Consider the following 26135-nt stretch of genomic DNA (forward strand, 5'->3'; position numbering starts at 1 on the left):
CGGCGATTTAAAATTCTGACGTGACGCCGAAGTAGTCCTGATAGCTTTGGCAGCGCTTACGCTCGGTCTGGTAGTCGAGGCCACTGTCTTCGAAGCGGTGTTTATGACCACCATCTTTGTCGTGAGGATTGCTGGCGATATAGCGACGAATACTCTCGGCAAAGGTCTCGCTGAAGGGCAGCTCAAAGGCGTCATAGATGCGTTTGACGGCGCCCGCCTGATCCGCCATGAACTCACTGAACTGAATATCCACTATCTGCTCCGGGGCAATGCGTCCGGACTGGCGAACGACCACGGAATTGTCCAGCGCTTCCATATTGTTGTCGGCCCATTCCCGGGCAATCTCCAGAGGGCGAATATCGTCGCTGCCCATTGAGCGCAGCGTAGGCAGCATGGACGCCATCGATGAGGCAATTTTCAGCGGGTCGCGGTGGGTCTGAATCAGCTTGGCGTCCGGGTATTCGTCCAGCAGTGCATTGAGATGCCAGAGATGGCCGGGGGATTTCAGCACCCAGCGCTTGCCGGGACAGCGCCACTGCAACAGTTGCAGCAGGCGGCGGTGGTAGCGGTAGATGGGAGCCATATCGGCCTCGTGACTCAGCCAATGCTGGTAGCCGGGAATGCGGTAAATGGTGGAATTCACCATGCTGTGAAACGCGTGCCGCGTGAGGATGATGCACTCCTGAGGCAATTGCTCGCCCATGCGGTGCATCTTGGTAACCTCGGGAATGAGGTAGTGGCTGAAGCGCAGTTCCTTGGCGGCGGCGCGAATGCGCGGGTCGCTTTGATAGCTGGCGGTCTCCGGCGGCGGACAGGGTGCGTCGGCTTCCCAGGTGAGGGGCAGGCGGTTGTCCGGGTCGAGCTGCATCAGTTCGTGCAGAATGGTGGTGCCGGTGCGCGGCATCCCGACGATGATCAGTGGCGCTTCAATTTTCTCGTCGGCAATTTCCGGGTAGCGGTTGAACCAGTCCTGTACCTGAAGCTGCACGCCCAGCGCTTTGATGATGTCGGCGCGGGCCATCTGGCGGACCAGTGGCGTCAGCGCGGCTTCGTTTTCCAGTGACTCGATCAGCGCGTCCATGCCCTCGGTAAAGGGGCCGGGGCCAAAGTCGCTGAGCTTGAATTTGCGGCAGGCTTCGTCGATCAGCTGCCCGGCGTCCAGCGGCTTGCCTTTGAAGCCGAGACTGGCAAAGCCGCGGCCCAGATGGTTGAGCGCGCGAATGGGAAAAGGCGGTTTGGGGGCGATCGCGTTCACGTTGGTTTTCTCCGCTGCTCAGGATGACAGGCTGTCGATGTCGACGACGTCGGCCTGCGGGGTGTCGATATCGCCTTCGGGCAGAAAGAAACGCCAGAACACGATGCCCAGTGCGCGACCTTCGGTATCCAGCCAGTTAGGCACCCCCGGATCGCGGTGCGCGATGACCATACGGAAGTTGCCGTCGGCATCCGCTTCGGTCTGGGCGCGATTCAGTGACACCTGCCGGTGTTCGTAATCGAAAGTCTGCTGGTGGCGGGTCCACAGGTTGACGTTGGCAAAGCGGCAGCTCGGCCAGCGCCCGGTGATGACCAGTGCCTGATCGGGGCCCAGGAAATGGGGCGCCATGGAGTAGGCGGCGTCGAAGGCCGACAAGCCGAAATCACCGGGTTTAACCGGCTTGGGAAAGGCATTGGGCACAATCGAGACAAAGGCCGGATTGTCGGCGTTCGCCATGGGCGGCATACCCAGTGTGCGGCTGCGGACGAACCCGGCAACGCGGCGAATGCCGGCTGCAATACTCTCGTCATTGGGGGCAGTCGGTGGCGGTGCCTGATCGAGTCGACGAATCGACAGTACCGGCTCCCGGGCGGGGTTACCCGCTGCGCACTGCGCTTCTTCAAAATAGTGCCGGGTGGTCAGCCGCGAGGCGCCCTCCGGCAACGGCAGCCAGTTGCGCTCGGCGGGCTCGCCACCCACGCGCAGGGTGAAGTTGCCGTCGGCATCCACATCGAACTGGGTATCGTTGATTACGCCCGCCGTTCGGCTGGCCATGCTGCCGTCTTCGGTGCCCACCTCGACGGTGATCGACACATAGACAGCGCGGTTCAGAGCCCTTTACCTCGTACTGGAAGTCCGGGCTGACCGGCGTATCGAAGTAGATGGCGTCGCTGTTATCGCCGGTAAATTTGCGCTGCGGCGTGACAATGCGGCGAAAGCGCGGGTAGGCGGCGTCGGATTCAAACATGGTCGCAAGGCCGCCCTCCAGCACATGCATCAGCGAGCGGTGGGCGGCGGCGACATCGTCCTCGCTGTGCAGATTCCATTCGGGACCGGCCCAACGCTGGTCAATTTCTTCAAGTAAATCAATTAATTCCCGCAGTGCGCTGCGGCTTTCTGTGCTGATGGTCATGGCGTCTTCCGCTGTTATTGTTGTGGGCTTGATGGCTGTCAGAGCGAGTAACGAATGAATTAATTAAGCCATAAGTTAAATAGCAGAGTACGAGTGTGACGTAGCGCCGGTCATCGTCCTTTTGGATGAGCCTGAGGGAATGGTGCCCGGAAAGTCGGCGGACGGCTGTGGCAATTACGCATGATATAGTGGCGCCGCTTCAAATAGGATTTGGCGCTCAGCCATCGTCGATACCCTGACTATTGCGTCGCGCTTTTTGCGTGTCCTGCTGTGTCAAGGCAAGTGAACCAAGGCAAAAACGTATGTTTCAAATTGTGCAACGGGAGCGCATCCGGGCACCTCGCCAGCGGGTTTGGGAGGTTATCTGTAAAACGGATGACTATCCGGAGTGGAACCCCTTTGTGGTGGCCTGTGATTCCAGCTTTGCCGTGGGCAGTCCGATTCGTATGCGGGTCCGGGTGCTGCCGTGGTTTGCCATGCCACAGACCGAAACGGTGCGTGCCAATCGCGAGGGCGAGTTTCTGGAATACGGTATTCGCCTGCCGCTGGGCCTGCTGGAAAGTTCACGCCAGCATTACCTCAGTGAACTGAACGCCAACACCTCCCACTACGAGTCACGCTTCTGCCTGCGGGGCCCGCTGGCGCCGCTGGTGAGTGTGTTGCTCGGGGCGCAGTTGCGACGCGGTTTTCGCGAGATGACCCTGGGCATTGTTGCGCGTGCGTCAGAGCGCTCGGCGGAGGCGAAGGGATGATCCGGGATTATCGCAGCGATGATTGCGACGAGGTGCTGAGAATCTGGCTGGCGGCGTCCATTGAGGCACATAACTTTATCGATGCCGCGTATTGGGAGGCCCGTGTCGAGGACATGCGGACGGTATACCTGCCCGCCGCGGAGAGCCGTGTGCTTGTGCACGATGGTCGCATCCAGGGCTTTTACTCCCTCTGCGAAAATGTGCTGGCGGCCCTGTTTGTCGATCCGGTGTTTCAGGGGCAGGGCGTGGGCTCGGCACTGCTCGACGACGCCTTGCAACACCGGGCGCCACTGAGTCTGGCGGTGTATAAGTCGAATACCAAGAGTGCCCGCTTTTACCGCTCCCGCGGGTTTTTAGTTGTGCAGGAGCAGGGTGATCCGCAGACCGGACAGGATGAATACCTGATGCGGAGCAGCTAGCCCGCCTGGCTGAGAATGAGCCGTACCAAGCCGTTCACGGTGAGCAGAAACAGCGCGATGAAACACACCGCACCCAGCACATAGTGATGAAACTTGCCGGCTTCGCCGGTTTCCTCCATGCCTTTGCGGCTGCGCACGCCAAAGGCCATGGAGGCGATATTGCGCAGAATCTTCAGGGGTTTGACGCGTTCTTGGCTCATGATTGCTCCTCGTTTGCACCAGCCAGAATGCCGGCAATGGCCTGGTGGTGAGACAGCCATACACGGCCTTTCAGGTGCTTGAGGAAATCGGTTTTCTCCAGCACATCCGTCACCGGGCCTTTGAGTTCAGAAAAGTGCAGGGCAATGCCCTGTTCGCCCAGTCGCTCGTTGATCGATTCCAGTGCTTCCAGCGCGCTGAGGTCAATTTCATTGATTGCCGTGCCCATAATCACCACATGTCTGGCTTTGGGGTATTCCTCCAGCAGGGCGTAGATGCGGTCTTCAATAAACCCGGCGTTGGCAAAGTACAGGCTCTCGTCGATGCGCAGCGACAGGATCTCCTCGTGGGTCACCACCTGATGGCGGTTGATATTGCGGAAGTGCTCGGTGCCCGGCACTTCGCCGATCACCGCCATATGCGGCTTGGACGTTTTGTATAGATGCAGTGCCAGCGAGGCGAATACGCCACAGGCAACACCGGCCTCTACGCCAACCATCAGGGTAACCACCAGGGTGCTGGCGACGGCGATGAAATCGGAGTAACCGTAGTTCCAAGTCTTTTTGAGAATCGACAGATCCACCAGCGACAACACCGCCACAATAATGGTGGCGGCCAGTGTGGCTTTGGGCAGATAGGCCAGATAGGGCGTGAAGAAAATCGCCGCCAGCCCGATGCCCACGGCGGTGAACATACCTGCCGCCGGGGTTTCCGCGCCCGCGTCGAAGTTCACCACCGAGCGTGCAAAGCCGCCGGTGACCGGGTAGCCGCCAGAGACTGAGGAGGCAATATTCGATGCGCCGAGGCCGATCAGTTCCTGATTGGGCGAAATTTTCTGCCGCTTCTTGGCGGCCAGTGTATGGCCTACAGAGACCGACTCGACAAAGCCGATGATGGAAATAAAGATCGCGGAAATCAGCAGCTCCTGCCAGGCCGGGTGGTGCACTGGCGGCAGCGAAAGCGTTGGCAGGCCGCTGGGCACGCTGCCAACCAGCGCCACACCGCGATCGCCGAGATTAAACACCACGGCGGCGACACTGGTCAGCACCACGCCAACCACCGGACCGGCTTTGCTGACCATGGCAGCAGAGAACGGTGACATGCCCAGCTTTTCCAGCACGGGCTGCAAGCCTTTGCGCACCCAGAACAGAAAGATGACCACCGGCACGCCGACCGCCAGCGTCGCGAAATTGGTATCGCCAAGGTGCTCCGTCAGGCTCATGACGATTTCATAAAGATTGTCGCCGTGGGCCTGTACGCCCAGCAGATGGCGAACCTGACTGATGGCGATGATAATGCCCGAAGCGGTAATAAAGCCCGCGATGACCGGGTGCGACAGGAAGTTCGCCAGAAAGCCCATGCGCAGCAGACCCATACCGAGGAGGAACAGGCCCGAGAATGCGGCCAGTAAGGTGGCGGCTTCGAGGTAGCCCATGCTGCCGACCTCGGCTACCCGCCCCACCGCAGATGCGGTCATCAGCGAGGCGACCGCCACCGGGCCGACCGACAGGCTGTTGCTGCTGCCCAATAAGCCATAGGCCACTAGCGGCAGCATCGATGCATACAGTCCCACCTCCGGCGGCAGCCCGGCCAACAGAGCATAGGCCAGCGACTGGGGGATCAGCATGATCGTCACAATTACTGCGGCCAGCAGGTCTGAGACCAACTGGCTGCGGTTGTACTGACGACCCCAGCTGAGAATGGGGAAGTATTGGCTGAGCGAGGCTTTCAACACGCGGTCCTCTCCGTAAGCATGGCATTACCCTGATCCCCGAAGGGAAAACAGCGCCACGAGAGTGGCGCAACAGGGTGGGTTATTTCTTGGCCGGGGCGTCTTCGCCGATGACCGGTTTCACCAGCCACTCGTGCCCCTTGAGCATGCCCTGCCAGTAAATCGGTGGCAGCAGCTTCTCTTTCAGCAGCCAGGCGAGACGGGTGGGTTGAGTGCCGTCGAGCAGGAATTTTGGGAAGCTGGGCAGCAGCTTGCCGCCGTAGCCGAACTCCGCCAGTACGATCTTGCCGCGCTCCACGGTCAGCGGGCAGGAGCCGTAGCCGTTGTAGTGGGAGATCTGGTCGCCGCGACCGGCGATGTCGGCAGCAATATTGTTGGCCACGATCGGCGCCTGCATACGGGCTGCCGCTGCGGTTTTGGCGTTGGGGGCATTCATCACGTCGCCCAGCGACCAGATGTTGGCGTAGGTTTTATGGCGCAGTGTGCTCTGGTCGACATCCACCCAGCCGGCCTCGTCTACCAGTGGGCTGTTGCGAACAAAGTCGGGTGCGACTTGCGGCGGTACGACGTGAATCATGTCGAACTCGCGGCTGACTTCGATATCGTTACCAGCATCATCCTTGGCGGCAAACCATGCGGTCTTGTTGGGGCCGTCGATGCGGGTCAGCGTGTGGCCAAAGTTGAGCTTGGCCTGGTATTTGTCGATGTACTTCATCAGCGCGGGCACGTAATCGGCCACGCCGAACAGCACCGCACCGGCGTTGTAGAATTCCACATCGATGTTGTTCAGACGGCCTTCCCGATACCAGTGGTCGCAGGACAGGTACAGCGCCTTCTGCGGTGCGCCGGCGCATTTGATGGGCATGGGGGGCTGGGTAAACAGCGCCTTGCCGCCTTTGAGGTTTTCCACCAGCTCCCAAGTATAGGGCGCCAGATCGTAGCGGTAGTTGGAGGTCACCCCGTTCTTGCCCAGCGTTTCGCTCAGGCCTTCGATGGCGCCCCAGTTGAGCTTGATCCCGGCGGCCACTACCAGCCGCTTGTAGTGCAGCAGTCGACAGCCTTCCAGAATGACCGTGTTGTGGTCGGGATCAAATGCCGCTACTGCCGCCTTGATCCATTCCACGCCTTTGGGGATCAGCGACGCCATGCTGCGCGCAGTTTGCTCGGGTGTGAATACGCCGCCGCCGACCAGCGTCCAGCCGGGCTGATAATAGTGAGTGTCGGCGGGGTCGATAATGGCGATGGAAATACCGTGGCAGCGTTTTTTCAGGCTGGCGGCGGTAGAGATGCCAGCCGCGCCGCCACCGACAATCAGCACGTCGTAGGTCGCCATGCCCTCGGCTTCCGCGCCGCCGTTTTTGGCGGCAATCCGTGATACCACACCACTCATGTCGTAACCGGCTTTGGCGGCAGCATCGACGATGTCCGTCAGTGATTTTTGCTCGCCCCGGCTCAGTGCCCACAGGGTGGTGCAGCGCATACCGCTGCGGCAGTAGGCGTGCACGGGTTCGGTCTGGGCCGCCAGCAACTCGCCAAACGCTGCGGCGTCTTCATCGGTAACGCGACCGCTGACCACCGGCAGATAGTGGCATTGAATACCCAGTTCGGCAGCCTTGGCTTCCAGCTCTTTGAAGCCGGGCTGATCGCCGCCCTCACCATCGGGCCGGTTACAGATCAGGGTTTTTACGCCGCGTTCGGCAAGCGCGGTGAGATCGTCGACCGTCAATTGGCCGGAGACGGTCAGATTGTTATCGAGTTGTTTGTAATCCATGGTCAGTCCTCGCGGCCCTTACAGTACGTTGAGTGGCAGTTTCAGATAGACAGTGCCGTTGTCCTCCGCGCCGGGCAGGTGGCCCGCCCGCATATTGACCTGCAGCGAGGGAAGGATCAGGCGCGGCATGCCCAGTGTGGCGTCGCGGGCTTCGCGCATGGCAACAAACTGATCTTCGCTGGTGCCCACATGAACGTGGATGTTGGCTTCTTTCTCGGCGGCAACCGTGGTTTCGTACTCCACTTCGCGGCCATTGGGCATATAGTCGTGGCACATGAACAGGCGCGTTTCATCCGGCAGCGACAGCACCCGCTGAATCGATTTGTACAGTATGCGGGCATCGCCGCCGGGGAAATCGGCGCGTGCGGTGCCGCCATCTGGCATGAACAGGGTATCGCCGACAAAGGCCGCGTCGCCCATAATGTGCGTCATGCAGGCTGGTGTGTGGCCCGGTGTGTGGATGGCGTGGCAGACCATGTTACCCACGGTGTACTCATCGCCATCTTCAAACAGCTGGTCGAACTGTGAGCCGTCGCGGGCGAACTCTGTGCCTGCGTTGAAAATCTTGCCAAAGGTGTCCTGGACCACGGTGATCTGCGAGCCGATACCGACGCGCCCGCCGAGTTTTTCCTGAATATAGGGCGCTGCCGACAAGTGATCGGCGTGCACATGGGTTTCGATGATCCACTCGAGTTTCAGGTCGTGGCTGCGGATGTAGTCGATGATTTTATCGGCGCCGTCGAGTGACAGGCGGCCGGCGGCGTAGTCGATTTCCATCACGGAGTCGACGACGGCGCAGGACTTGGAGGTCGGGTCTTTGACCACGTAAGAAAAGGTGTTGGTGGGCTCGTCAAAAAACGGGACGACTTCGGGTTTGTGGTCGAAATCCACGCGGATATTGTCAGTCATGATGAAGTCCTCTTGCTGTCAGGGGCGGCCCGCTTTCAGGAGGTGCTCGCCATTGTCCATATTTAATTGGAATAAGCTTATTCCTTATGTGCTTATAAACAGGAATTATGCCAACCCCGCTGACGCGGCGTTTGATAGTTCCAACATATTGTTAACGTTAAGTTTTTCCCAAAAATGAGCGGATTCTTAGCGACGCTCCCAAAACGGACGCCGCGAAAAATGTCAAATTTGTCACTATTCGCGTCACTTTTGACACAACTGCGCTGGGCGGCGGCGGTGGCTGCGACAATTTGCCACTTTGTCTAAATATTGATCACTGTAATAGGGTTCGCCGCTTTTGCGGATTAATGGAAATTGGGAATGACTTATCGCCTGTCGCGCGCCGCTCTGTTGCTGTTTCCCGCGCTGTCGGCGCTGGCGGACACCGCTGTTGAAGAGATGCGGGTGTGGGGGGAGCGTCGCAGCAGTGACGATTCGTCGTTCACCAGTCCCAACAGCATTCTTCGCCCGGAAGATATGCGGAGTATCAACGCGACGACCACCGAAGACCTGGTGAAATACGAGCCCAGCCTGGTGATTCGCCGTCGCTTCATCGGCGATGCCAACGGCACGCTGGGGATTCGCGGGAGCAATATGTTCCAGACCTCGCGGTCGATGGTCTTTGCCGACGGGGTGCCGCTGCATTATTTCCTCCAGTCCCGGTGGAACGGCGCGCCGCGCTGGACACTGGTATCGGCCAGCGAAATAGCGCAGGTCGAAGTGCTCTACGGCCCGTTCTCCGCTGAGTATAGTGGCAATGCCATGGGTGGCGTGGTGCTGATCGAAACCGCGATTCCGGAGCGCGAAGAATTCCACGTGGATGTGGGTTACTTCTCTCAACGCTTCGAGGCCTATGGTGTTGACGAGCAACTCGATGGCTACAAAACCTTTGTTTCCTACGGCAACCGGGTCGGTGATGCCAGTTACTACTTCTCCTACAACCGTCTGGAAAGTGATGCGCAGCCACAGACCTACTTCTATGGTGGCAGCGATACCGGCGCGCCACCGCAGAGTGTCAGCGGGGCGATTCGGGCTCGCGATGAGTTGAGCAATTCGCGCCTGTACTTTGGCGATAGCGGCGTGGTGGCGACAACCACTGACAATATCAAAATGAAGCTGGGCTACGACTGGGAGCAGTGGTCGGTGCTGGCCAATATCGCCTACGAAGGTCGCGAGGGGTTGAGCACCCGCCCCAACAGCTATTTGCGCGACAGCAACGGCAATGCGGTTTGGGAGGGCAACGTCGAGCAAGGCGGTGAGGTATTCTCGGTGCCCGCTTCCCGGCTGGGGGTGAGCGAGCAGGACCGCGACAGCCTGTCGGTGGGGCTGCGCTTGCGCGGCGAACTGAGTGAGCGCAGTGCGCTGGAGGCCAACCTCAATCGCTTTGAAATCTTGCGTGATGAAGCCCGCAGTTCGGCGGCAAACCCCAATGCGCCGTCGTTTGACGGCAGCGGGCAAGTAACGGATTTCGGTGATACCGGCTGGACAACTGCAGAGCTGAAATGGTCGGAGGACGGCGTGTTTGGCGAGGACGTGGATCTGGTCGCCGGTCTGCGTCACGAGCAGTACGAACTCAATACCACGGTATACCGCAGCAGTGATTACCGGGCGGGCCGCAAAACGCAGGCAGTGGATCGCAGCGGCGGTGAAACGACCTTGAACGCGGCGTTCCTGCAACTGAGCTGGACCATCAGTGAGGCCTGGGATGCAACGTTGGGCGGTCGCTACGAGGACTGGAAAAGTCATGGCGGCTACTACGCTGACGATCAGGCGGCGACGCCGGGTCTCGATGTGGTGAAGGTGCCGTCTCGCGATGACAGCAGTATCTCACCCAAATTTTCGCTTGGCTTTCAGCCCGCTGAGCACTGGCAGCTGCGCTACGCACTGGCCCGTGCATACCGCTTCCCGATAGTCGAAGAGCTGTTCAGTCAGTACCGGGCCTACAACAGCGTCAATGCCGCGAATCCCGATCTGAAACCGGAGCGCGGCCTGCATCATAACCTGATGATTGAGCGGCGGCTGGGCAGCGGCTATGTGCGCGTCAATCTGTTTAAGGAAACCGTTCGGGATGTCATTGAGTCGCAGACCACCATGCTGGCCGGAGGCACCTCGCTGCGTACCTTTGTTCCGGTCGATCAGGTGGAGACCGAGGGCGTGGAGTTGATCTTCAACGCCTACGATGTGTTTACGCCGGGTCTGAACCTGCGCGCGAATCTGGCGTGGACGGATGCCGAAATTACCCAGAACCGCGTTGACCCCAGCATTGTCGGTAATCAGTTTACTCGCATGCCGAAGTGGCGGGGGAATCTGCTGGCGAATTACCACGTGAATGCGCGTTGGGATGTGGGGACGAATCTGCAATATGCCAGCGACAGCTACGGTCGCCTCGACAACCGCGACCGCGAAGACAATGTCTACGGTGCGCAAGACGGCTATCTGCGCTTGGGCGTAAAAACGCGTTACCAGTTTACGCCGCAACTGAGCGGCAGCATCGGCATCGATAATCTGCGCAATGACATCGACTATGTTGCCCATCCCTGGCCGGGCCGCACCGGCTATGTGAGCCTGTCCTATGACCTCTGAACCATCAGGGCGGCGCAGCGCTTTATACCGCCGTTTGTGGCGTTGGCATTTTTACGCGGGCCTGTTCTGTATCCCGTTTGTGCTGACGTTGGCGGCGTCCGGGGCCATCTATCTGTTCAAGCCGCAGGTCGAACAGTGGCTGGATGCGCCGTATCGAGAATTGCCCGTCAGCGGGCCGCTGGCCTCGCCTCAGCAGCAAATCGATGCCGCACTGGCGTCGTTGCCGGGCAGCCGGCTCATCAACTACGAATTGCCGCTTGAACCCAATGATGCGGTGAAAATCGCGGTGGGGCTGCATGGCGTCAAGCATCTCGTCTATGTGCATCCGGAAACGCTGAGGATTCTCAAGCAGATTGAATACGAGGCGCAGTTCATGCGTCAGGTCAGGGCATTTCACGGCGAGCTGCTGGCAGGGAATGTGGGCTCGGTGTTGGTGGAGCTGGCCGCGTGCTGGGCCATCGTACTGATTCTCACCGGGCTGTATCTATGGTGGCCTCGCCACAGCGTTGGGCTTGCCGGTGTTCTCTATCCACGCCTGCGACAGGGACGCCGTGTGCTGTGGCGCGACCTCCACGCGGTGACCGGCATCTGGATATCGGCATTTGCGCTGTTCCTGCTGCTCACGGGTCTGCCGTGGGCGCTGGTATGGGGCAGTGCCTTTAAAGAAGTCCGCCAGTGGGGTCAGCCGACACTGCAGCAGGACTGGTCGGTCGGTCACAGCGAACACCACGCTCACAGTGCGGCACCGAAAACGATGCCGGTACTCAGCACGGAGGTGATGGCGCGGGCTGTCGATCTGAATTTTGCGCCACCCGCCGAGCTCAGTCCGGACATACAACAAGCCGGTGTCTGGAAGCTGACATCCCAGAGCCAGAATCGACCCCTGCGTGCCGAGGCCTGGATTGATGGCCGCAGCGGTAGGCTGTTGGGCAGCCGCCATTTCGATGAGCGGCCGCTGGTCGATCGGGCGATTGGTATTGGGGTTGCCGCACATGAGGGGCAGTTGTTTGGCTGGTTTAATCAGCTGCTCGGTGTACTCACGGCGGTAGGGCTGATGATCATGGCGACGAGCGGTTTCGTGCTGTGGCGACGGCGCAAGCCTGCGCAGCGCCTGGGAGCGCCGTCATTCCCGGCGGAGCACCGGCTGGCTGTCGGCGTAACGGTCATGATCCTCGGGCTGGCCCTTGTGCTGCCGGTGGTGGGAATATCCCTTGTGTGCATGGCGCTCATGGAGTTTGCCCTGTTGCGTCATATTCCGGCTGCACGTCGCTGGCTGGGCTTGCCGGCAAGGTGATCGAGCTGCGCCGGAGTCGCGGCGCTGCCAGTCTTATGCCAATATTGACAACCTGACTGTCAATATTGGCAAACACCATGCAACACATCGCGACCGACGCCGACCTCGATTTCAGCTCTCTGCTCGACAGCCTGGATTATCCCGCCATACTGCTGTCGCCGGAGTACCGGATACTCGCCAGCAACAAGCGCTATCTCGACAGCTTCGGTGACGTCCCCCAGGGCGACTACTGTTACCGCGTGTCACACGGCTACGACCGTCCCTGCGATCAGGCCGGTGAGAGTTGCCCTCTGCAGGCCTGCACCCGCAGCGGTCAACGCGAGCGCGTACTGCATATCCACAACACCCCGCGTGGCCGCGAGCATATCGACGTGGAGATGCTGCCGCTGACAGATCGTCACGGTAAACTGCGCTACTTCATCGAGGTCCTCAAGCCGGTCAAAAGCGCCAGCGCCGAAATCAGCAGCAGCCAGATGGTCGGGCGCAGTGCCGCCTTTAATACCATGCTGGAGCTGATCAACCTGGTCGCGCCCCACGAAACCTCGGTACTGTTGCTGGGCGAGTCCGGTGCCGGTAAGGAGCTGGCGGCGCAGGCCATTCACGGCACCAGCCGTCGTGCCGACAGCGCCATGGTGACGGTGGAATGTGCCGGGCTGACCGAGACGCTGTTTGAAAGCGAGCTATTCGGTCATGTCAAAGGCGCTTTTACCGGCGCGGTCAGCAACAAGCCGGGCCTGCTGGAATCGGCGCGAGGCGGCACCCTCTTTCTGGACGAAATCGGCGATGTGCCACTGGGCATGCAGGTAAAGCTGCTGCGCCTGCTGGAAACCGGCAGCTACCGGGCCGTGGGCAGCACCCAGCCCAAGCTTGCCGACTTCCGGCTGGTCTCTGCCACCAACAAAGACCTGCCGGGGATGATTGCGCGGGGTGAATTCCGTGAAGATCTCTACTACCGGATCAATGCCTTCCCCATTCATCTTCCGCCGCTTAGAGAGCGCCGGGAAGACATTGCCCTGCTATCGCGCTCCATCCTCAAAAAACTCAGCCCCAATGGCGGCTACCGGCTGACCGACTCCGCCGTTAAACGACTCCAGCAGCGCGAATTTCCCGGCAACATCCGCGAGCTGCGTAATCTGCTCGAACGCGCCACCATCTTTGCGCATTCCAGCATCATCGATGTGCCGGTGCTGGAACGTTGCTTCAGCCAGGAAGTCGACACGGCGATCCATCGCTCGGTGCCGTCTGAAGGACGTGACGGCCCCTGGCTGGATTTGAAAAATCAGGAACGCTACTACCTGAAAAAACTGCTGGAACACTGCAAGGGTGACAAGGATCGTGCCGCCGAAATTGCCGGGATCAGTTTGCGATCGCTGTATCGGCGGCTGGAAGGGTAGACGACTTTTAGCACGGAACAGGCTAGTTGCCACAAGGAGGGTTCATGGCGAAACGAATGACGAAGGCAGAGATGCAGGGATGGGCGATTTTCATATGTCTTGCTATTCCAGTTTATATCTTATTAAACGTGGTAGAGAGAGTAGGCTGGTTCCCACTGATTGTTATTGTTGGCGCAGCGATTAGTGCGATTATCTGGCTACAGATAGTTAATAGAAAGCGTCGCAGGGAAGCGTTAATGCTGAAGTACCATGATGAGAAAATCGTTAATGCTTTAATGGACAAGTCATTCTGGCAAGGACAAACAGCAGAGCAGTTAATGGACTCCCTGGGTAAACCGCAAGATATTGACCAGAAAGTCCTCAAGACAAAGAAAAAAGAGATTTGGAAGTACAATCATCGTGGAAGTAATCGATATGGACTTCGTATAACACTGGATAACGACATCGTTGTCGGATGGGATCAAAAACAATGACTAGGTTCTTAAGGCGCGGCATTTTATGGATGCTGTGCTTATGTTCACCGTTAGTCCTCGCTGAAGACTATTCCTACCACGCTATCAGTAAGCGCTATCCCGCTGCGCGGCTGGATGCGGTAACGGTGCGCGATGCGAAAATGCAGGGAGAGTGTCTGGTGGGCTTGAAGCAGCTCAATTTCAAGCGTCGGGATACCTTTGATCCGGTCGCTGAGTGGACAAGTTATCGCTCGTTGTCGCTGCTGGAACAATTTCCACCGTGTCAGGTACTGGTGATGATGGAAGTGGCTCGCGGCTTGATTATCAAGCTTGAGCCACTTCCCACTGCAGTAAAATAACGCTTGGACTAAGCTTTCCTGCCGGGACTGTCGATGGCGATCAGAGTTTGTTCTCCCTCGCTGCGAGCGATGACCACCGCGGCGCAGGAATCGCTGAAGACGTTCACGGCAGTGCGCATCATATCCAGTATCCGGTCTGTTACCAGCAGCAGGCCGATGCCTTCCAGTGGCAGGCCAATGGCGCCGAGAATCACCGAGATGGCGACGAGACTGGCAGCGGGAATGCCGGCGACGCCAATGGATGTGAGCAGAGCGATCATGACCACGGTGAACTGCTGGGCAAAGCTCAGTTCCAGTCCGTAGACCTGTGCGATAAACATGGCGGCGACACATTCATAAAGCGCGGTACCGTCCATATTCACCGTTGCACCCAGAGGCAATACAAAACCGCTGGTGCGTTTGGATACGCCGGATTTGTCCTGCACGCATTCCATGGTGAGTGGCAGGGTGGCGGAGCTGGAGGCTGTGGAGAAGGCGGTCAGCATGGCGGGTGCCATGGCCTGAAAATGCTTTTTCGGCTGGACGCGGCCGAGGTAGCGCAGTATCAGCGGCATGGCCACGAAGGCATGCAGCAACAGCGCGAGACTGGCCGCGAAGAAAAATTTGAGCATGGGGGTAAAGGCATCAAAGCCGGTGGTGGCCACCGTTTTGGCGACCAGGCCGAAGACGCCGATGGGCGCAAATTTCATCACCCACATGGTCATCGCGGTCATGATGTCCATCAGGCCCTGCCAGAAATTGATTTGTACTTCGGCGTGGGCGGATTCGCTGCGCGCGAGGAAGAAGCCGTAAAGCAGACTGAAGAAGATCAGGCCCAGCATTTGGCCTTCGGCGGCCGCGGCAATCACATTGGTGGGAATCATCCGCTCAAACACCTGCACCACATCGGCGGCACTGCGTCCTTCAACTTTGGCAAGCGTATCGCTGAGTGCGGGATCATCGCTGCTGAGGCTGGCGGCCAGCGACTGCGTATCACCCGTGCCGGGAGCGATGATATTGACGACCGTAAGGCCGATCAGAATCGCGATGAGGCTCGATGAGGCGTAGAACAGTAGCGTTTTCCCGCCGAGGCGTTCAAGGTTGTGACCGCCGATACCGGCCATGCCGCTGATGATTGAGGCACTGACCAGTGGGACGATCAGCATTTTCAGCGCATTGAGGAACAGGGTGCCGAAGAAGGCGTAAACGGCGACAAGTTTGACGCCGCCAACCGCGGCGGTGTCTCCGCTGAGCAGACCCGCCAGTACGGCGAGGGTGATAGCGATGGCAATTTGCCAGTGCAGGGCCAGTTTTCGCATGAGCGGTATCCGTATTGCTGGGCTTGTGCGTGGGCGCGCATGGTGTTGCGCCGGGGCTGACTTTGCACTCTACCTTGCGACTGGCCGTCGAGCCAGCGCAAGACGGGATCAGGCCGCTGCTTTGCGGGCCCTGCCACTGAATACGTAGCCGGCAATGCGCGGGGCACCGGATATATAGCGCTGTTTGATTTCGGTGATGTCGAAGCCGCCCTCGGTCAGCAGTTCGTTGATGGGCCGATTGAGGTGGCAGCCGCCAGCCAGGCATTTCCACATTGGCGTGATGCGGTTTTGCCAGCGTGCCACTCCGGCATCGGGCGACAGGCCGTGTTCACAGAACAGCAGCTCACCATCGTCTTTCAGTACCCGGTGCATTTGCGCCAGTGCGGCACGCCAGTCGGGGATGGTGCACAGCGTGAAGGTGAGCAGCACGGTATCCACACTGTTGTCGGGGAGGGGAATCTGCTCGCCGGGCAAGTCCAGCCAGCGCACTTCCACGGGACTGTTCTTGAGGTGCTTTTTCTCGGCTTTGCGGCGCATGCCCTCGGAGGGCTCCAGCCCCCAGACCCAGTCGACCTTGTCGGCTTCGTAGAGTGACAGATTGATGCCACTGCCCATGCCGACTTCCAGTACCTGACCCCGGCACTGGGGGACCACCTCGGCACGCAATTGCATTACCTCGGGCATGGAGCAGGCGCGGTCGATCACGCTGGGCAGCAGGTATTTTTCGTAGAGCGACATGGCGGTGTGCTTATCTGTTATTGGTTTTCTGCATTGCAGCGAAGCGCACAGGTAAATGCAATGGGCAAAACGGACAGGCACAAAAAACCCCGCCGTAGCGGGGTTGTTGTCAGTGCCGTTCAGGCTTAGGGCATGATGGCCGGCAGTTGTTTCTGCAGGGCCATTTTCTGTTTGGCACCTTCGCCGGTCAGGGCAAAGCCGAGCAGATCGCCGGTCGCTGGATCGACGAATTTGGCGACCACGTTATTGCCGTCTTCTTCGATTTGCCACTCGCCTTTGGCATCGCGCGGCGGCGGCGCCACACATACGGGGCAGGCCGGTGTTTTAATGGTAACAGGCATTGCCGGGTAGCTGACTTCGGTCGGCTCGCCGCTCAGGGTTTTGGCCAGTGCGCGGGCCTGTGCCATCAGTGGCGCTACGTAGACCAGCACGTGACCGGAGACTTCGGCGCAGTCACCCATGGCGTAGACATTGGGCGCATTGGTTTCCATCAGGCGGTTAGTGACCACACCGCGGTTCACCTCAATTCCTGCTGACTTGGCCAGTTCCACCTGCGGGCGAACACCTACCGCAGACAGCACCAGATCGCAGTCAATGGTGTTGCCGTTGTTCAGGGTCACGGTCACGCCGTCGGCCGCCTTGTTCACTTCGGTGACCAGCGGGCCAAAGTGGAAGGTGGCGCCTTTTTCTTCCAGTGCGCGTTGCACGGCTTTGCCTGCGGGCTCTGGCAGCAGCGTAGGCAGGCAGTAGCCCAGCGGATCAACGGTTTCCACCTGCAGACCGCCATTGATCAGGTCATTGGTGAACTCACAGCCGATCAGACCACCACCGATAATGCAGACTTTCTTAACATCGTTGTTGGCGACAGCTTTGCGGAAGTCGTCGTAGTCCAGCAGGTCGTTGACGGAGTAAACGTGGTCCAGAGCGTCGCCGGCAATCGGCGGACGGATGACTTCGGCGCCCAGTGCCAGTACCAGCTTCTTGTAGTGAACCTGAGTGGCGGTGTCGCCGCCGGTGGTCAAGGTCTGGGCTGCGGTATCGATGCCGGTGACCTTGGTCATGGTCCACACGCTGGCGTTCAGGTCTTCACCCATGCCACCTGCATCTTTCTGTGCGAGGGCATCGGCATCCTGATTCTTGGTGAAGCCGGTAGACAGCATCGGCTTGGAGTAGGAGCGGCCATCGTCAGAGGTGATCATTACGATCGGGGTGTCTTTGTCGAACTTGCGCAGCTCGCGAACCAGACCGTAGCCCGCCAAGCCGGTACCAATTACGACGATGGGAGCCTCGCTGCCTGCGCTCGCGGGTTCCTCATGATGGGGGAGATTGCTGGGCTCAGACTGTTCGATCATTTCAAAATCTTCCTTGCCCACACCGCAGTCGGGGCAGAGCCAGTCTTCGGGGACGTCTTCCCAGCGAGTACCCGGTTTAATACCGGATTCCGGATCGCCGGTTTCCTCGTCGTACACCCATCCACAAACAATACATTCCCACTTACTCATACACGTTCCTGCTCGAATTATTTCTACGTTTTATTACGCGGCTGCCACGGTGTGTAACTGTTGACTCGTTATGGCTGCTGGCTTGCAAGTCGTCGTCGATTCACGCATTCTGCCGCACTCAGCGAATGGACTGCCAACAGCCGGTGCTCTTTCTCCCGGCGTTCCGGCAGCCACTATTCAGTGATCAAACCACTGGAAACCCAACATTGTACGCCCTTCAATTAAACCGATGCTACCGCGAAGCGCCCCGCTGGCTGCCAGCTAATCAATTTGTGGGAGGTAATCGACCTCTCACTGCGGCTTCGTGGCTGTTGGACACCGGTTCCCTGACTGCGCATCTCCGGCGCGAAAGCCGGGGTGAATTTCACGTGCGGATTCTGCGGCAATACTGGGGTGTGCCGCAATTGTCAGAGCGTCGCCTGCTGGGCCTGGGCGATCGCGATTGGGCGATGATTCGCGAAGTGCTGCTGTGCTGTCACCAGCAGCCCTGGGTTTACGCCCGCAGTATTCTGCCGCTGAGCAGCATGACCGGCCATCTGCGTCGTTTGCGCGGGCTGGACAGTCGCCCGCTGGGCCATCTGCTGTTTGCCGACCGCAGCATGCGCCGCGAGCCCTTCGAACTCTGCCGGGTTCGCGCCTCTGCACTGCCACTAGCTGAACTGAGTGAGGATTCCACCGAACTGTGGGGCCGCCGCTCCTGCTTTGTCCATGGCGATCGCCGCATTCTGGTGGGCGAGATCTTCCTGCCCGCCTTCCAGCCCTGGTGATCCCCTCGGTATACTGCCCGGCAGCAACGAGGAGATAGGATGAACGCGACGCTACAGCATATTCGTCAGCAGCTGCCCCATTATTTTGCGCTGATGCGCATCGACCGGCCGATCGGCACCTATCTGGTTCTGTGGCCGACCCTGTGGGCGCTGTGGCTGGCGGCCGAGGGGCTGCCGCCGCTGCACCTGCTGTTTATCTTCGTGGCGGGCACCTATCTGATGCGCGCCGCCGGCTGTGTGATCAATGACTTTGCTGACCGCAAGATCGACGCCCATGTGAAGCGCACAGCCAACCGTCCCTTCGCTACGGGCAGCGTGACGGAGAAAGAGGCACTGCTGTTATTTGCGACACTGTGTCTGCTGGCCTTTGTGCTGGTGCTGTTTACCAACACCCTCACGATTCTGCTGTCGTTTGCCGCGGTGGCACTGGCGGCCTGTTACCCCTTTATGAAGCGCTATACTCATTTGCCACAGGTGGTGCTGGGGGCCGCGTTTTCCTGGGGGATGCCAATGGCGTTTGCTGCGGTGCGCAATGAGGTGCCGCTGGAAATCTGGCTGATATACATCGCCGGGCTGATGTGGACGGTGGCCTACGATACCTTTTATGCGATGGTTGACCGCGACGACGATCTGAAGATCGGCGTGAAATCCACCGCCATTTTATTCGGTGACGACGACCGGGCCATTACCGGTATGCTGCAGGCCTCGGCGATCGTGATTCTGGCGATTGCCGGGCCGAAATTCGAGATGAGCTTTATCTACTATGCCGGGCTGATGGTGGCGTCGGGCTTGTTTATCTACCAGCAGAAGCTGATTCGCTATCGCGAGCGTGAGGCCTGCTTCAAAGCCTTTTTGAATAACAACTATGTGGGCATGGCGATATTTATCGGCATTGCACTGCATTACGCCTTCGCTGAGTTAGGTATTGGATGAGCGTGGCGCCCGTGCTTGAGCTGAGTTTTATTGCCAGTATCCGCGAGGTGGAGGCGGCCGACTGGGATGCACTGGCGGGCAGCGATTATCCCTTTCTCCGCCACAGTTTTCTGCAGGCACTGGAAGACAGCGGTGCTGCCTGCGCCGAGTCGGGCTGGCAGCCCCAGCACTTGCTGCTGTATGAGGCCGGGCAACTCTGCGGCTTGATGCCGCTGTATATCAAATCTCACAGCTACGGCGAGTACGTGTTTGACTGGTCATGGGCCAACGCTTACGAGCGCTACGGTCACGATTACTACCCCAAATTGCTGACCGCCATTCCCTTCACCCCGGCCACCGGGCCGCGCCTGGTCCTGCGTGACGATCTTGATCGCGACAAAGTAATGCCCGCGGTGGTGTCGCAAATGCAGGCGCGGGCGCAGCAGCTCAATGCCTCCTCGCTACATATCCTCTTCCCCGACCTCGACGAAACGTCAGCCTGGCAGCAGGCGGGGCTGATGTGCCGAAGCGGACCGCAATACCATTGGTTTAATCGCGATTATCAGTGCTTTGAGGATTTTCTGGCCGACTTCAGCTCGCGCAAACGCAAAAACCTGCGCAAGGAGCGGCGGGTGGTGGCCGAGCAGGGCCTGCGTCTTGAGCGCTTGCGCGGCGATGCCGTGAGCGAGGCACAATGGCGCTTCTTCTTCCACTGCTATCAACTCACCTACGCCAAGCGCAGCGGCCACGGTGGCTATTTGTCGGAAGCTTTTTTTCAGGCGATCGCCCACGCCATGCCGGAGCAGCTACTGCTGGTGCTGGCGTATCATGAGGATAAGCCCGTGGCGGCGGCGCTGAACTTTGAGGGCCGCGACACCCTGTACGGGCGCTACTGGGGCTGCGTGCGGGAATACGATTTTCTGCACTTTGAAGCCTGCTACTACCAGGGTATCGAACATTGCATTGAGCGAGGCTTGTCGCGTTTTGATCCCGGTGCTCAGGGCGAGCACAAAATTCAGCGGGGTTTTACGCCGATCCGCACCTACTCCAACCACTGGCTCGCCGACCCGGCTTTCGCCGATGCCGTGCAGCGTTTCCTCGTTGAGGAAGACGCGCACATCGATGCTTATTTACAGGAAGCCGCCGAGCTGTTGCCGTTCAAGCAGAACGATTAGCGCGGCTCATTGCTGGGCTTTTTTCAGGCCGCGCTCCACCACCAGCAAACAACCGATGGGCAGCACATAGCTGGTGACGATCTGGGTGAGCATCAGGATTTCGGTGCTGCTCCACTGGGCGTCACTGCCGTACCAAAAAATGGCAAGGGGCAGCAGCACAAAGGCCAGGGTCGGCAGAATGCGCCAGAGGTTGTAGGCAAAGCTGCCCGCGTCCTCGCGATCGGCGCGGCGGTAGCAGTAAAAGGTCAGGCCGACACCGACCAGCCCCAGTGCGATGGCATAGCCATTGCCGACCAGGCTGGCCAGAAGTTGCAGGGCGGCGGCGAAGATCAGACTCAGCAAACTGACATTGATCAGGCCGCGCATCAGGCGCAATTTGCGTCGCTCCATACAGCAATCTCCAAGTCAATCATTGGGCTACAGCCTAGCAGCCTGTGCTGTGAATATCCTTTACCAGCAGCCCAAAACGCAAGGCTTGCTCATCCAGCGCTTCACCCATGGGCAGTCGTACCCGATGGCCGGATCCCGGCGCCACCTCGATGGCCTTGCCGTTTTTATCCAGCAGGCTGCCCAACTGGAAGCGGCGATTACCCGAGGGGCTCATCAGCAGGAGCTCGTCGCCCAAGGCGAAGCGATTCTTAACGTCAAGCACCAGATCATCACCGGCAACATCGACCACTTCCGCCACAAACTGCTGGCGCTGTGCGGGATTGCTGCCCTGCTCGTAGCTCTGGTATTCCTTGGGTGGATGACGGCGGTAAAACCCCTCGGTGTAACCGCGGTTGGCCAGGGTTTCCAACTCGTCCATCAGGCCCATGTCGAAGGGCTTGCCGGCAACCGCGTCGTCGATCGCGCGACGGTAGACCTGTGCGGTGCGCGCCACATAGTAATGCGATTTGGTGCGCCCTTCGATTTTCAGCGAGTGAATGCCCATTTCCTGCAGGCGCTGTACATGTTGTACGGCGCGCAGGTCTTTGGAGTTCATGATGTAGGTGCCGTGCTCATCTTCATAGGCGGGCATGTACTCGCCCGGTCGCTGCGCCTGTTGCAGCAGCACGGGGCCCGGCTCGGCGGCGGCTTCCGGTTCGAAGCTCTGCACGGCGATCAGGTCGCCGGTTTCATCCTCTTTGGCCTCGTGGGCCTGGTACTCCCAGCGGCAGGCATTGGTGCAGGCGCCCTGGTTGGGGTCGCGGTGATTCATGTAGCCCGACAGCAGGCAGCGGCCGGAATAGGCAATGCACAGCGCGCCGTGAACGAAGACTTCCAGTTCCATCTCCGGGACCCGCTGGCGGATTTCTTCAATCTCGTCCAGCGACAACTCGCGGGACAAAATGACCCGGCGTATGCCGTTCTGATACCAGAACTTTACCGTCGCCCAGTTGACCGCGTTGGCCTGCACAGAAAGATGAATTGGCAGATCGGGCCAGCGCTCGCGCACCAGCATCATCAGGCCGGGATCGGCCATAATCAGGGCGTCGGGGCCGAGTTCGACAACGGGCTCCAGGTCGCGAATGTAGCTGCGCACCTTGTTATTGTGCGGCGACACATTCGAGGCCAGATAAAACTGTTTGCCCAGTGCATGGGCCTCGTTGATGCCCGTGGCCAGGGTTTCCAGGTCTTTGAACTCGTTGTTGCGCACCCGCAGGCTGTAGCGGGGCTGGCCTGCGTAGACCGCGTCGGCGCCATAGGCAAAGGCGTAACGCATATTGCGCAGGCTGCCAGCGGGGGAAAGCAATTCGCTTGGCATGGTGGGTAGCCCTCCGATAAAACAGGGCGCTATGGTAACGCAGTGCCCCTGCCTGCGGCCTGAATTTTGTGGTGTTGACACAAAAGTTGTTGGATATTTACTAAGCTAGTGACTCTTATCGCTAAAATTGCGCCGTAATATCGGTTAGTATCGAGTGCATTCAGATATTGTCTGGAATAAATAACTCAGAACTGGGGGATTGCTATGAGCAAGCAATGGATGAAGTCTGCTCTGGCGGCGGGCGTGCTGGTCGCGTCTACTGTTGGTGCAGCGAATGCTGAAGAAGAAAGTGGCTTCTACATTGGCGGCCACACTAAATATACCGACGTGTTTGACGCTGACGGTACCCTGAGAACCGATGCACCAACACCAAGTGCTTTCGAGCAATTTCTGATTGATCTGGGTCTGATGGCTCAGCCGGTCGGCACATCCACCGAACTCGATACCGAGTACGATCGCGACTTCGGCTACGGCGCCAGCTTCGGTTACAAGTTCTCTAACCCGCTGCGTCTTGAGCTGGAATACCACGTTGGCGAAAACGACATCAAAGGCAGCAACTCCTCGCTGGAAGTTGAATCGCTGATGGGTAACCTGTGGTATGACTTCCGTGCCGGTGAGCGCCTGCGCCCCTACGTGGGTGGCGGTCTGGGTATGGCGACCATGGATTTGGACGGCGTTGAAGATGACGTGATGATCGGCCAGCTGGGTGCGGGTGTGAACTACAACCTGACGCCGCGTCTGGTACTGGATGCCGGTTACCGTTACGCCGTATCGGAAGACCCCACTTTTGATGCGGGCAGTTCCACCCTGGAAACCGAATACGAGTCACAGAGCCTGTTGCTGGGTCTGCGCTACAACTTCTTCGACGCGAAATACGGCGTTCAGGATGCAGATGGCGACGGTGTTGCCGATGAAGCGGATCAGTGCCCCGGCACACCCCGCGGTGTACAGGTGGACAGCGTAGGTTGCCCGCTGGACGGTGACAAAGACGGCGTTGCTGACTACCTCGACAAGTGCCCCAACACCCCTGCTGGCGAAGAAGTTGACGCACAGGGCTGTTCACTGGATGGCGATGGCGACGGCGTAGTTGATGCCGACGACATGTGTCCTGACACTCCGGCTGGCACCGAGGTCATGTCTAACGGCTGTGGCGGTGAGCAATCTGTCGTACTGCGCGGCGTTAACTTCGAGCTGAACAGCGCACAACTGACCGTGAATGCGGAAACCATTCTCGACGGTGTTGCGGCGACGCTGAGCAGCTCACCGGGCTTCAATGTTGAGCTGCAAGGCCACACTGACAGCATGGGTAGCGACAGCTACAACATGAACCTGTCGCAGAACCGCGCCAAGTCAGTGAAAAACTACCTGGTTAACCAGGGCGTTGAAAGTGGTCGCCTGACCGCACGTGGCTACGGTGAAGAGCAGCCTATCGCCAGCAACGACACCGCTGAAGGCCGTGCGGAAAACCGCCGCGTTGAGCTGAAAGTGCTGGGCGAGCAGGACGTGATGGTGGATGAGGTTTACATGCCCGCCACTGAAGAGCCGATGGAAGAAGAGTCTTCTGTAGTCGATGCGCAGGTTGAAGACTATGAGCCTGCTGCTGACCTTGAAGAAGAGGAAAGCGTAGAAGAGAGCTACGAGTACGATTACGATCCCGCTGCTGAGATCGAGGAAGAAGAGTACGAGTACGACTACGAATACGAGCCCTGATCGGCATCGTTCAGTAGGAACGTAGCTAAAACCGCGGCCCAGTGCCGCGGTTTTTTTTGCCTGCTGATTGCGTCAGCGCTGCCAGATTAACAGGCGGTTGTTGGCGGGCAGTGCGTGGTCGTGTTGCAGTGTGAAACCTGCCGCCGAGGCCAGGGCATCGACGGCTTCGATATCGCGGATGCCGCTGAGCGGGTCGCGCTGTTTCAGAAAGGCGTCGAACTCGGCGTTACTCGGCGAGGAAAAGGCGCCGTTGTAATTGAACGGACCATAGATACATAGCCACTCCAGCGAGGGCTGCTCATCGCGGAGGCGTGCAAAGAAACGCTCCACCGATGCCCAGCTCATAATATGTAACGTGTTGGCTGAGTACAGCGCCTTGAACTGACCCTCGGGCCAGGGCAGGGCGTTGACCTCAAAGGGCAGAGGCGCGGGCAAATTGTCCAGTGAAGCCTCGTCAATCCATAGCCGCGCGCCGGGCAGATATTCCGGCTGGTCGCAACTCTGCCAGCGCAGCCAGGGCATGTGCTCGGCAAAAAATACGGCGTGTTGACCGGTGCCGCAGCCGACTTCCAGCACGCTGTCCACCTGCTTCATCACGGGTAGCAGTCCGTCCAGAATGGGACGCTTGTTGTTTTCACAGGCTTGGGAAAACGGTTTTTCCATGGGGTATCCTCGTTTATGCCATGAGGCTTTTCGTAGACGCTGCTCGCGGCGGCCCGATACACTTTTGCGGGCACAGTGTCGGTAAGGGGAGAACAGGATGCAATACTGGTTGATGAAGTCTGAGCCGGATACCTTCGGTATTGACGATCTGGCAGCGCGACCCAAGGCCACGGAGCACTGGGACGGTGTGCGCAATTATCAGGCGCGCAATATGATGCGTGACCAGATGAAGGTGGGCGATCAGGTGCTGTTCTATCACTCCGCCTGCAAAACGCCGGGAGTGGCGGGGATTGCCGAGGTGGTGCGTGAGGGCTATCCGGATTTCACTGCTCGTGATCCCGAATCGAAGTACTACGATCCCAAGGCCAGCGAGGACAACCCACGCTGGTATATGGTGGACGTGCGTTTTGTGCGCAAGCTCAAGCGGCTGATTCCGCTCAGCGAATTGAAAGCCAATCCGCAGTTGGAGGATATGCCGCTGCTGAAGCGCGGCAACCGCCTGTCGATCATGCCGGTCGACCCGCAGCACTGGCAGCAGATCCTGGCGATGGAATAAGCCTCAGGCGGGCTCGTCGCGCAGGAAGACCCACTCGCTGTCGCTGGACTCTTCGGGGCTGAAGTAATAACCGTCCACGTCGAAGGTTTTGAGCTGTTCGGCGTCGGTAATACGGTTTTTGATGATGTAAGCGCTCATCAGCCCCCGCGCTTTTTTGGCGTAAAAACTGATGATTTTGTATTTGCCGTTTTTAAAGTCTTTGAATACCGGGGTGACCATCTCGGCATTCAGCGCCTTTGGCTTCACGGCGCCAAAGTACTCGTTGGAGGCCAGGTTCACCACCAGCGGCCCGGCTTCTTTAAGCTGGGCATTGATCGCCTCGGTAATGTCATTGCCCCAGAATTCGTAGAGGTTTTTGCCGCGGGCATTGGCAAACTTGGTACCCATTTCCAAGCGGTAGGGCTGAATCAGGTCGAGGGGGCGCAACAGGCCATACAGACCGGACAGAATACGCAGATGCTGCTGGGCAAAGGCCAGGTCATCGTCGCTCATGCTGTCGGCGTCGAGGCCGGTATACACATCACCGCGAAAGGCCAGTACCGCCTGCTTGGCGTTTTCGGGAGCGAAGGGCGTCTGCCAGTCGGCAAAGCGCTGGTAATTCAGCGTGCCGAGTTTGTCGCTGATTTTCATCAGCGCCGAAATATCCTGCGGGGCAAGTGCGCGCAGTTCTTTGATGAGCACCTTGGATTCGTCCAGAAAATCCGGCTGGCTGTACTGCGCGGTGTGCGCGGGGGTGTCGAAATCCAGCGTTTTCGCCGGTGAAATCAGCATCAGCATT

The 26135-nt window shown here is 59.0% G+C and carries 26 protein-coding genes; 12 read left to right on the forward strand and 14 right to left on the reverse strand.

What is annotated here, in order from left to right; genetic code table 11:
- Window positions 1-7 precede the first annotated feature (7 nt).
- The 3 genes from AC5DB9_RS04945 to AC5DB9_RS04955 are packed head-to-tail and all read right to left on the reverse strand — an operon-like array spanning window position 8 to window position 2387.
- A complete protein-coding gene (locus tag AC5DB9_RS04945) occupies window positions 8-1255 on the reverse strand; it encodes a sulfotransferase family protein (protein WP_272990948.1) in 1248 nt (415 codons plus the stop codon).
- An 18-nt stretch (window positions 1256-1273) separates the two neighbouring features.
- Complete coding sequence (locus AC5DB9_RS04950) at window positions 1274-1984, reverse strand: DUF1214 domain-containing protein (protein WP_286855236.1); 711 nt, start codon at window positions 1982-1984, stop codon at window positions 1274-1276.
- The gene (locus tag AC5DB9_RS04955; protein WP_273009959.1) at window positions 1875-2387 is read right to left on the reverse strand and encodes a hypothetical protein; all 513 of its coding nucleotides are present in this window, start codon (window positions 2385-2387) and stop codon (window positions 1875-1877) included. Before AC5DB9_RS04955 ends, AC5DB9_RS04950 begins: the two co-directional genes overlap by 110 nt.
- 302 nt (window positions 2388-2689) lie before the next feature.
- Here AC5DB9_RS04955 and AC5DB9_RS04960 point away from each other — a divergent pair, with 302 nt between their 5' ends.
- Window positions 2690-3139, forward strand: a complete 450-nt coding sequence (locus tag AC5DB9_RS04960; RefSeq protein WP_022958967.1) for an SRPBCC domain-containing protein — start codon at window positions 2690-2692, stop codon at window positions 3137-3139.
- Window positions 3136-3558, forward strand: a complete 423-nt coding sequence (locus AC5DB9_RS04965) for a GNAT family N-acetyltransferase (protein WP_272990941.1) — start codon at window positions 3136-3138, stop codon at window positions 3556-3558. Before AC5DB9_RS04960 ends, AC5DB9_RS04965 begins: the two co-directional genes overlap by 4 nt.
- On the opposite strand, the gene AC5DB9_RS04970 is transcribed toward AC5DB9_RS04965, so the two are convergent.
- The 4 genes from AC5DB9_RS04970 to AC5DB9_RS04985 all read right to left on the reverse strand — a co-directional run bounded on the left by AC5DB9_RS04970 (window position 3555) and on the right by AC5DB9_RS04985 (window position 8168).
- Entirely contained in the window at window positions 3555-3758 is a 204-nt protein-coding gene (locus AC5DB9_RS04970) for a DUF2970 domain-containing protein (RefSeq protein ID WP_022958969.1), read from the reverse strand. The genes AC5DB9_RS04965 and AC5DB9_RS04970 overlap by 4 nt on opposite strands.
- Window positions 3755-5491 (reverse strand): SulP family inorganic anion transporter, encoded by a 1737-nt coding sequence (locus tag AC5DB9_RS04975; protein ID WP_272990937.1) that lies wholly within the window; start codon window positions 5489-5491, stop codon window positions 3755-3757. The genes AC5DB9_RS04970 and AC5DB9_RS04975 overlap by 4 nt, the downstream gene beginning before the upstream one ends.
- 79 nt (window positions 5492-5570) lie before the next feature.
- Window positions 5571-7259 carry a bifunctional protein tyrosine phosphatase family protein/NAD(P)/FAD-dependent oxidoreductase gene (locus AC5DB9_RS04980; protein WP_273009956.1) on the reverse strand — a complete coding sequence of 563 codons (1689 nt, stop codon included), beginning with the start codon at window positions 7257-7259 and terminating at the stop codon, window positions 5571-5573.
- Between the two features lie 18 nt (window positions 7260-7277).
- Window positions 7278-8168: an MBL fold metallo-hydrolase gene (locus AC5DB9_RS04985; protein ID WP_022958972.1), complete on the reverse strand. Its 891-nt coding sequence runs from the start codon at window positions 8166-8168 to the stop codon at window positions 7278-7280.
- Between the two features lie 360 nt (window positions 8169-8528).
- On the opposite strand from AC5DB9_RS04985, the gene AC5DB9_RS04990 reads away from it, so the two are divergent.
- From AC5DB9_RS04990 to AC5DB9_RS05010, 5 genes are all read left to right on the forward strand, one after another.
- On the forward strand, window positions 8529-10790 hold the full coding sequence (locus AC5DB9_RS04990; RefSeq protein WP_272990932.1) for a TonB-dependent receptor: 2262 nt from the start codon (window positions 8529-8531) through the stop codon (window positions 10788-10790).
- On the forward strand, window positions 10780-12084 hold the full coding sequence (locus tag AC5DB9_RS04995) for a PepSY-associated TM helix domain-containing protein (RefSeq protein WP_272990930.1): 1305 nt from the start codon (window positions 10780-10782) through the stop codon (window positions 12082-12084). Before AC5DB9_RS04990 ends, AC5DB9_RS04995 begins: the two co-directional genes overlap by 11 nt.
- A 77-nt stretch (window positions 12085-12161) precedes the next feature.
- Window positions 12162-13478: a sigma-54 interaction domain-containing protein gene (locus AC5DB9_RS05000; RefSeq protein ID WP_272990928.1), complete on the forward strand. Its 1317-nt coding sequence runs from the start codon at window positions 12162-12164 to the stop codon at window positions 13476-13478.
- Window positions 13479-13522: 44 nt separating this feature from the next.
- Window positions 13523-13951 carry a hypothetical protein gene (locus AC5DB9_RS05005; protein WP_272990926.1) on the forward strand — a complete coding sequence of 143 codons (429 nt, stop codon included), beginning with the start codon at window positions 13523-13525 and terminating at the stop codon, window positions 13949-13951.
- A gap of 29 nt (window positions 13952-13980) precedes the next feature.
- The gene (locus tag AC5DB9_RS05010) at window positions 13981-14289 is read left to right on the forward strand and encodes a hypothetical protein (protein ID WP_272990925.1); all 309 of its coding nucleotides are present in this window, start codon (window positions 13981-13983) and stop codon (window positions 14287-14289) included.
- Between the two features lie 8 nt (window positions 14290-14297).
- Here the strand turns inward: AC5DB9_RS05010 and AC5DB9_RS05015 are convergent, their stop codons facing one another.
- The 3 genes from AC5DB9_RS05015 to AC5DB9_RS05025 all read right to left on the reverse strand — a co-directional run bounded on the left by AC5DB9_RS05015 (window position 14298) and on the right by AC5DB9_RS05025 (window position 17827).
- Window positions 14298-15587: a dicarboxylate/amino acid:cation symporter gene (locus tag AC5DB9_RS05015; RefSeq protein WP_272990924.1), complete on the reverse strand. Its 1290-nt coding sequence runs from the start codon at window positions 15585-15587 to the stop codon at window positions 14298-14300.
- A gap of 108 nt (window positions 15588-15695) precedes the next feature.
- Window positions 15696-16325, reverse strand: a complete 630-nt coding sequence (locus AC5DB9_RS05020; protein ID WP_272990921.1) for a class I SAM-dependent methyltransferase — start codon at window positions 16323-16325, stop codon at window positions 15696-15698.
- A 125-nt stretch (window positions 16326-16450) separates the two neighbouring features.
- Window positions 16451-17827, reverse strand: a complete 1377-nt coding sequence (locus AC5DB9_RS05025; RefSeq protein WP_022958980.1) for an FAD-dependent oxidoreductase — start codon at window positions 17825-17827, stop codon at window positions 16451-16453.
- A 125-nt stretch (window positions 17828-17952) separates the two neighbouring features.
- Here AC5DB9_RS05025 and AC5DB9_RS05030 point away from each other — a divergent pair, with 125 nt between their 5' ends.
- Genes AC5DB9_RS05030 through AC5DB9_RS05040 form a run of 3 tightly spaced genes read left to right on the forward strand, consistent with a single transcriptional unit; the run spans window position 17953 to window position 20681 of the window.
- Window positions 17953-18594 carry a chorismate--pyruvate lyase family protein gene (locus tag AC5DB9_RS05030; protein WP_084495400.1) on the forward strand — a complete coding sequence of 214 codons (642 nt, stop codon included), beginning with the start codon at window positions 17953-17955 and terminating at the stop codon, window positions 18592-18594.
- A gap of 39 nt (window positions 18595-18633) precedes the next feature.
- Window positions 18634-19527 (forward strand): 4-hydroxybenzoate octaprenyltransferase, encoded by an 894-nt coding sequence (gene ubiA, locus AC5DB9_RS05035; RefSeq protein WP_272990918.1) that lies wholly within the window; start codon window positions 18634-18636, stop codon window positions 19525-19527.
- Entirely contained in the window at window positions 19524-20681 is a 1158-nt protein-coding gene (locus AC5DB9_RS05040; protein ID WP_272990916.1) for a GNAT family N-acetyltransferase, read from the forward strand. The genes ubiA and AC5DB9_RS05040 overlap by 4 nt, the downstream gene beginning before the upstream one ends.
- Before the next feature lie 6 nt (window positions 20682-20687).
- On the opposite strand, the gene AC5DB9_RS05045 is transcribed toward AC5DB9_RS05040, so the two are convergent.
- Window positions 20688-21071 carry a hypothetical protein gene (locus tag AC5DB9_RS05045; protein WP_272990914.1) on the reverse strand — a complete coding sequence of 128 codons (384 nt, stop codon included), beginning with the start codon at window positions 21069-21071 and terminating at the stop codon, window positions 20688-20690.
- Window positions 21072-21105: 34 nt separating this feature from the next.
- Window positions 21106-22428, reverse strand: coding sequence for a prephenate-dependent tRNA uridine(34) hydroxylase TrhP (gene trhP, locus AC5DB9_RS05050; RefSeq protein WP_273009954.1), 1323 nt, complete (start codon window positions 22426-22428; stop codon window positions 21106-21108).
- A 204-nt stretch (window positions 22429-22632) separates the two neighbouring features.
- On the opposite strand from trhP, the gene AC5DB9_RS05055 reads away from it, so the two are divergent.
- Complete coding sequence (locus AC5DB9_RS05055; RefSeq protein ID WP_022958986.1) at window positions 22633-24138, forward strand: OmpA family protein; 1506 nt, start codon at window positions 22633-22635, stop codon at window positions 24136-24138.
- 72 nt (window positions 24139-24210) lie between these two features.
- Here the strand turns inward: AC5DB9_RS05055 and AC5DB9_RS05060 are convergent, their stop codons facing one another.
- A complete protein-coding gene (locus tag AC5DB9_RS05060) occupies window positions 24211-24801 on the reverse strand; it encodes a DUF938 domain-containing protein (RefSeq protein WP_272990908.1) in 591 nt (196 codons plus the stop codon).
- A gap of 97 nt (window positions 24802-24898) precedes the next feature.
- Between AC5DB9_RS05060 and AC5DB9_RS05065 the strand changes: the two genes are divergently transcribed.
- Entirely contained in the window at window positions 24899-25357 is a 459-nt protein-coding gene (locus AC5DB9_RS05065; protein ID WP_272990905.1) for an EVE domain-containing protein, read from the forward strand.
- Window positions 25358-25360: 3 nt separating this feature from the next.
- On the opposite strand, the gene yaaA is transcribed toward AC5DB9_RS05065, so the two are convergent.
- The gene (gene yaaA, locus AC5DB9_RS05070; protein ID WP_272990903.1) at window positions 25361-26134 is read right to left on the reverse strand and encodes a peroxide stress protein YaaA; all 774 of its coding nucleotides are present in this window, start codon (window positions 26132-26134) and stop codon (window positions 25361-25363) included.
- Between the last annotated feature and the right edge of the window lies 1 nt (window position 26135).

The sequence above is a fragment of the Spongiibacter sp. genome (assembly GCF_984394615.1).

Coding starts and splice junctions, on each gene's coding strand:
- AC5DB9_RS04955 (WP_273009959.1), bottom strand. CDS start 2,387: ATGACCATCAGCACAGAAAGCCGCAGCGCACTGCGGGAATTAATTGAT.
- AC5DB9_RS04960 (WP_022958967.1), top strand. CDS start 2,690: ATGTTTCAAATTGTGCAACGGGAGCGCATCCGGGCACCTCGCCAGCGG.
- AC5DB9_RS04965 (WP_272990941.1), top strand. CDS start 3,136: ATGATCCGGGATTATCGCAGCGATGATTGCGACGAGGTGCTGAGAATC.
- AC5DB9_RS04970 (WP_022958969.1), bottom strand. CDS start 3,758: ATGAGCCAAGAACGCGTCAAACCCCTGAAGATTCTGCGCAATATCGCC.
- AC5DB9_RS04980 (WP_273009956.1), bottom strand. CDS start 7,259: ATGGATTACAAACAACTCGATAACAATCTGACCGTCTCCGGCCAATTG.
- AC5DB9_RS04985 (WP_022958972.1), bottom strand. CDS start 8,168: ATGACTGACAATATCCGCGTGGATTTCGACCACAAACCCGAAGTCGTC.
- AC5DB9_RS04990 (WP_272990932.1), top strand. CDS start 8,529: ATGACTTATCGCCTGTCGCGCGCCGCTCTGTTGCTGTTTCCCGCGCTG.
- AC5DB9_RS04995 (WP_272990930.1), top strand. CDS start 10,780: ATGACCTCTGAACCATCAGGGCGGCGCAGCGCTTTATACCGCCGTTTG.
- AC5DB9_RS05000 (WP_272990928.1), top strand. CDS start 12,162: ATGCAACACATCGCGACCGACGCCGACCTCGATTTCAGCTCTCTGCTC.
- AC5DB9_RS05005 (WP_272990926.1), top strand. CDS start 13,523: ATGGCGAAACGAATGACGAAGGCAGAGATGCAGGGATGGGCGATTTTC.
- AC5DB9_RS05010 (WP_272990925.1), top strand. CDS start 13,981: ATGCTGTGCTTATGTTCACCGTTAGTCCTCGCTGAAGACTATTCCTAC.
- AC5DB9_RS05015 (WP_272990924.1), bottom strand. CDS start 15,587: ATGCGAAAACTGGCCCTGCACTGGCAAATTGCCATCGCTATCACCCTC.
- AC5DB9_RS05020 (WP_272990921.1), bottom strand. CDS start 16,325: ATGTCGCTCTACGAAAAATACCTGCTGCCCAGCGTGATCGACCGCGCC.
- AC5DB9_RS05025 (WP_022958980.1), bottom strand. CDS start 17,827: ATGAGTAAGTGGGAATGTATTGTTTGTGGATGGGTGTACGACGAGGAA.
- AC5DB9_RS05030 (WP_084495400.1), top strand. CDS start 17,953: ATGGACTGCCAACAGCCGGTGCTCTTTCTCCCGGCGTTCCGGCAGCCA.
- ubiA (WP_272990918.1), top strand. CDS start 18,634: ATGAACGCGACGCTACAGCATATTCGTCAGCAGCTGCCCCATTATTTT.
- AC5DB9_RS05040 (WP_272990916.1), top strand. CDS start 19,524: ATGAGCGTGGCGCCCGTGCTTGAGCTGAGTTTTATTGCCAGTATCCGC.
- AC5DB9_RS05045 (WP_272990914.1), bottom strand. CDS start 21,071: ATGGAGCGACGCAAATTGCGCCTGATGCGCGGCCTGATCAATGTCAGT.
- trhP (WP_273009954.1), bottom strand. CDS start 22,428: ATGCCAAGCGAATTGCTTTCCCCCGCTGGCAGCCTGCGCAATATGCGT.
- AC5DB9_RS05055 (WP_022958986.1), top strand. CDS start 22,633: ATGAGCAAGCAATGGATGAAGTCTGCTCTGGCGGCGGGCGTGCTGGTC.
- AC5DB9_RS05060 (WP_272990908.1), bottom strand. CDS start 24,801: ATGGAAAAACCGTTTTCCCAAGCCTGTGAAAACAACAAGCGTCCCATT.
- AC5DB9_RS05065 (WP_272990905.1), top strand. CDS start 24,899: ATGCAATACTGGTTGATGAAGTCTGAGCCGGATACCTTCGGTATTGAC.
- yaaA (WP_272990903.1), bottom strand. CDS start 26,134: ATGCTGATGCTGATTTCACCGGCGAAAACGCTGGATTTCGACACCCCC.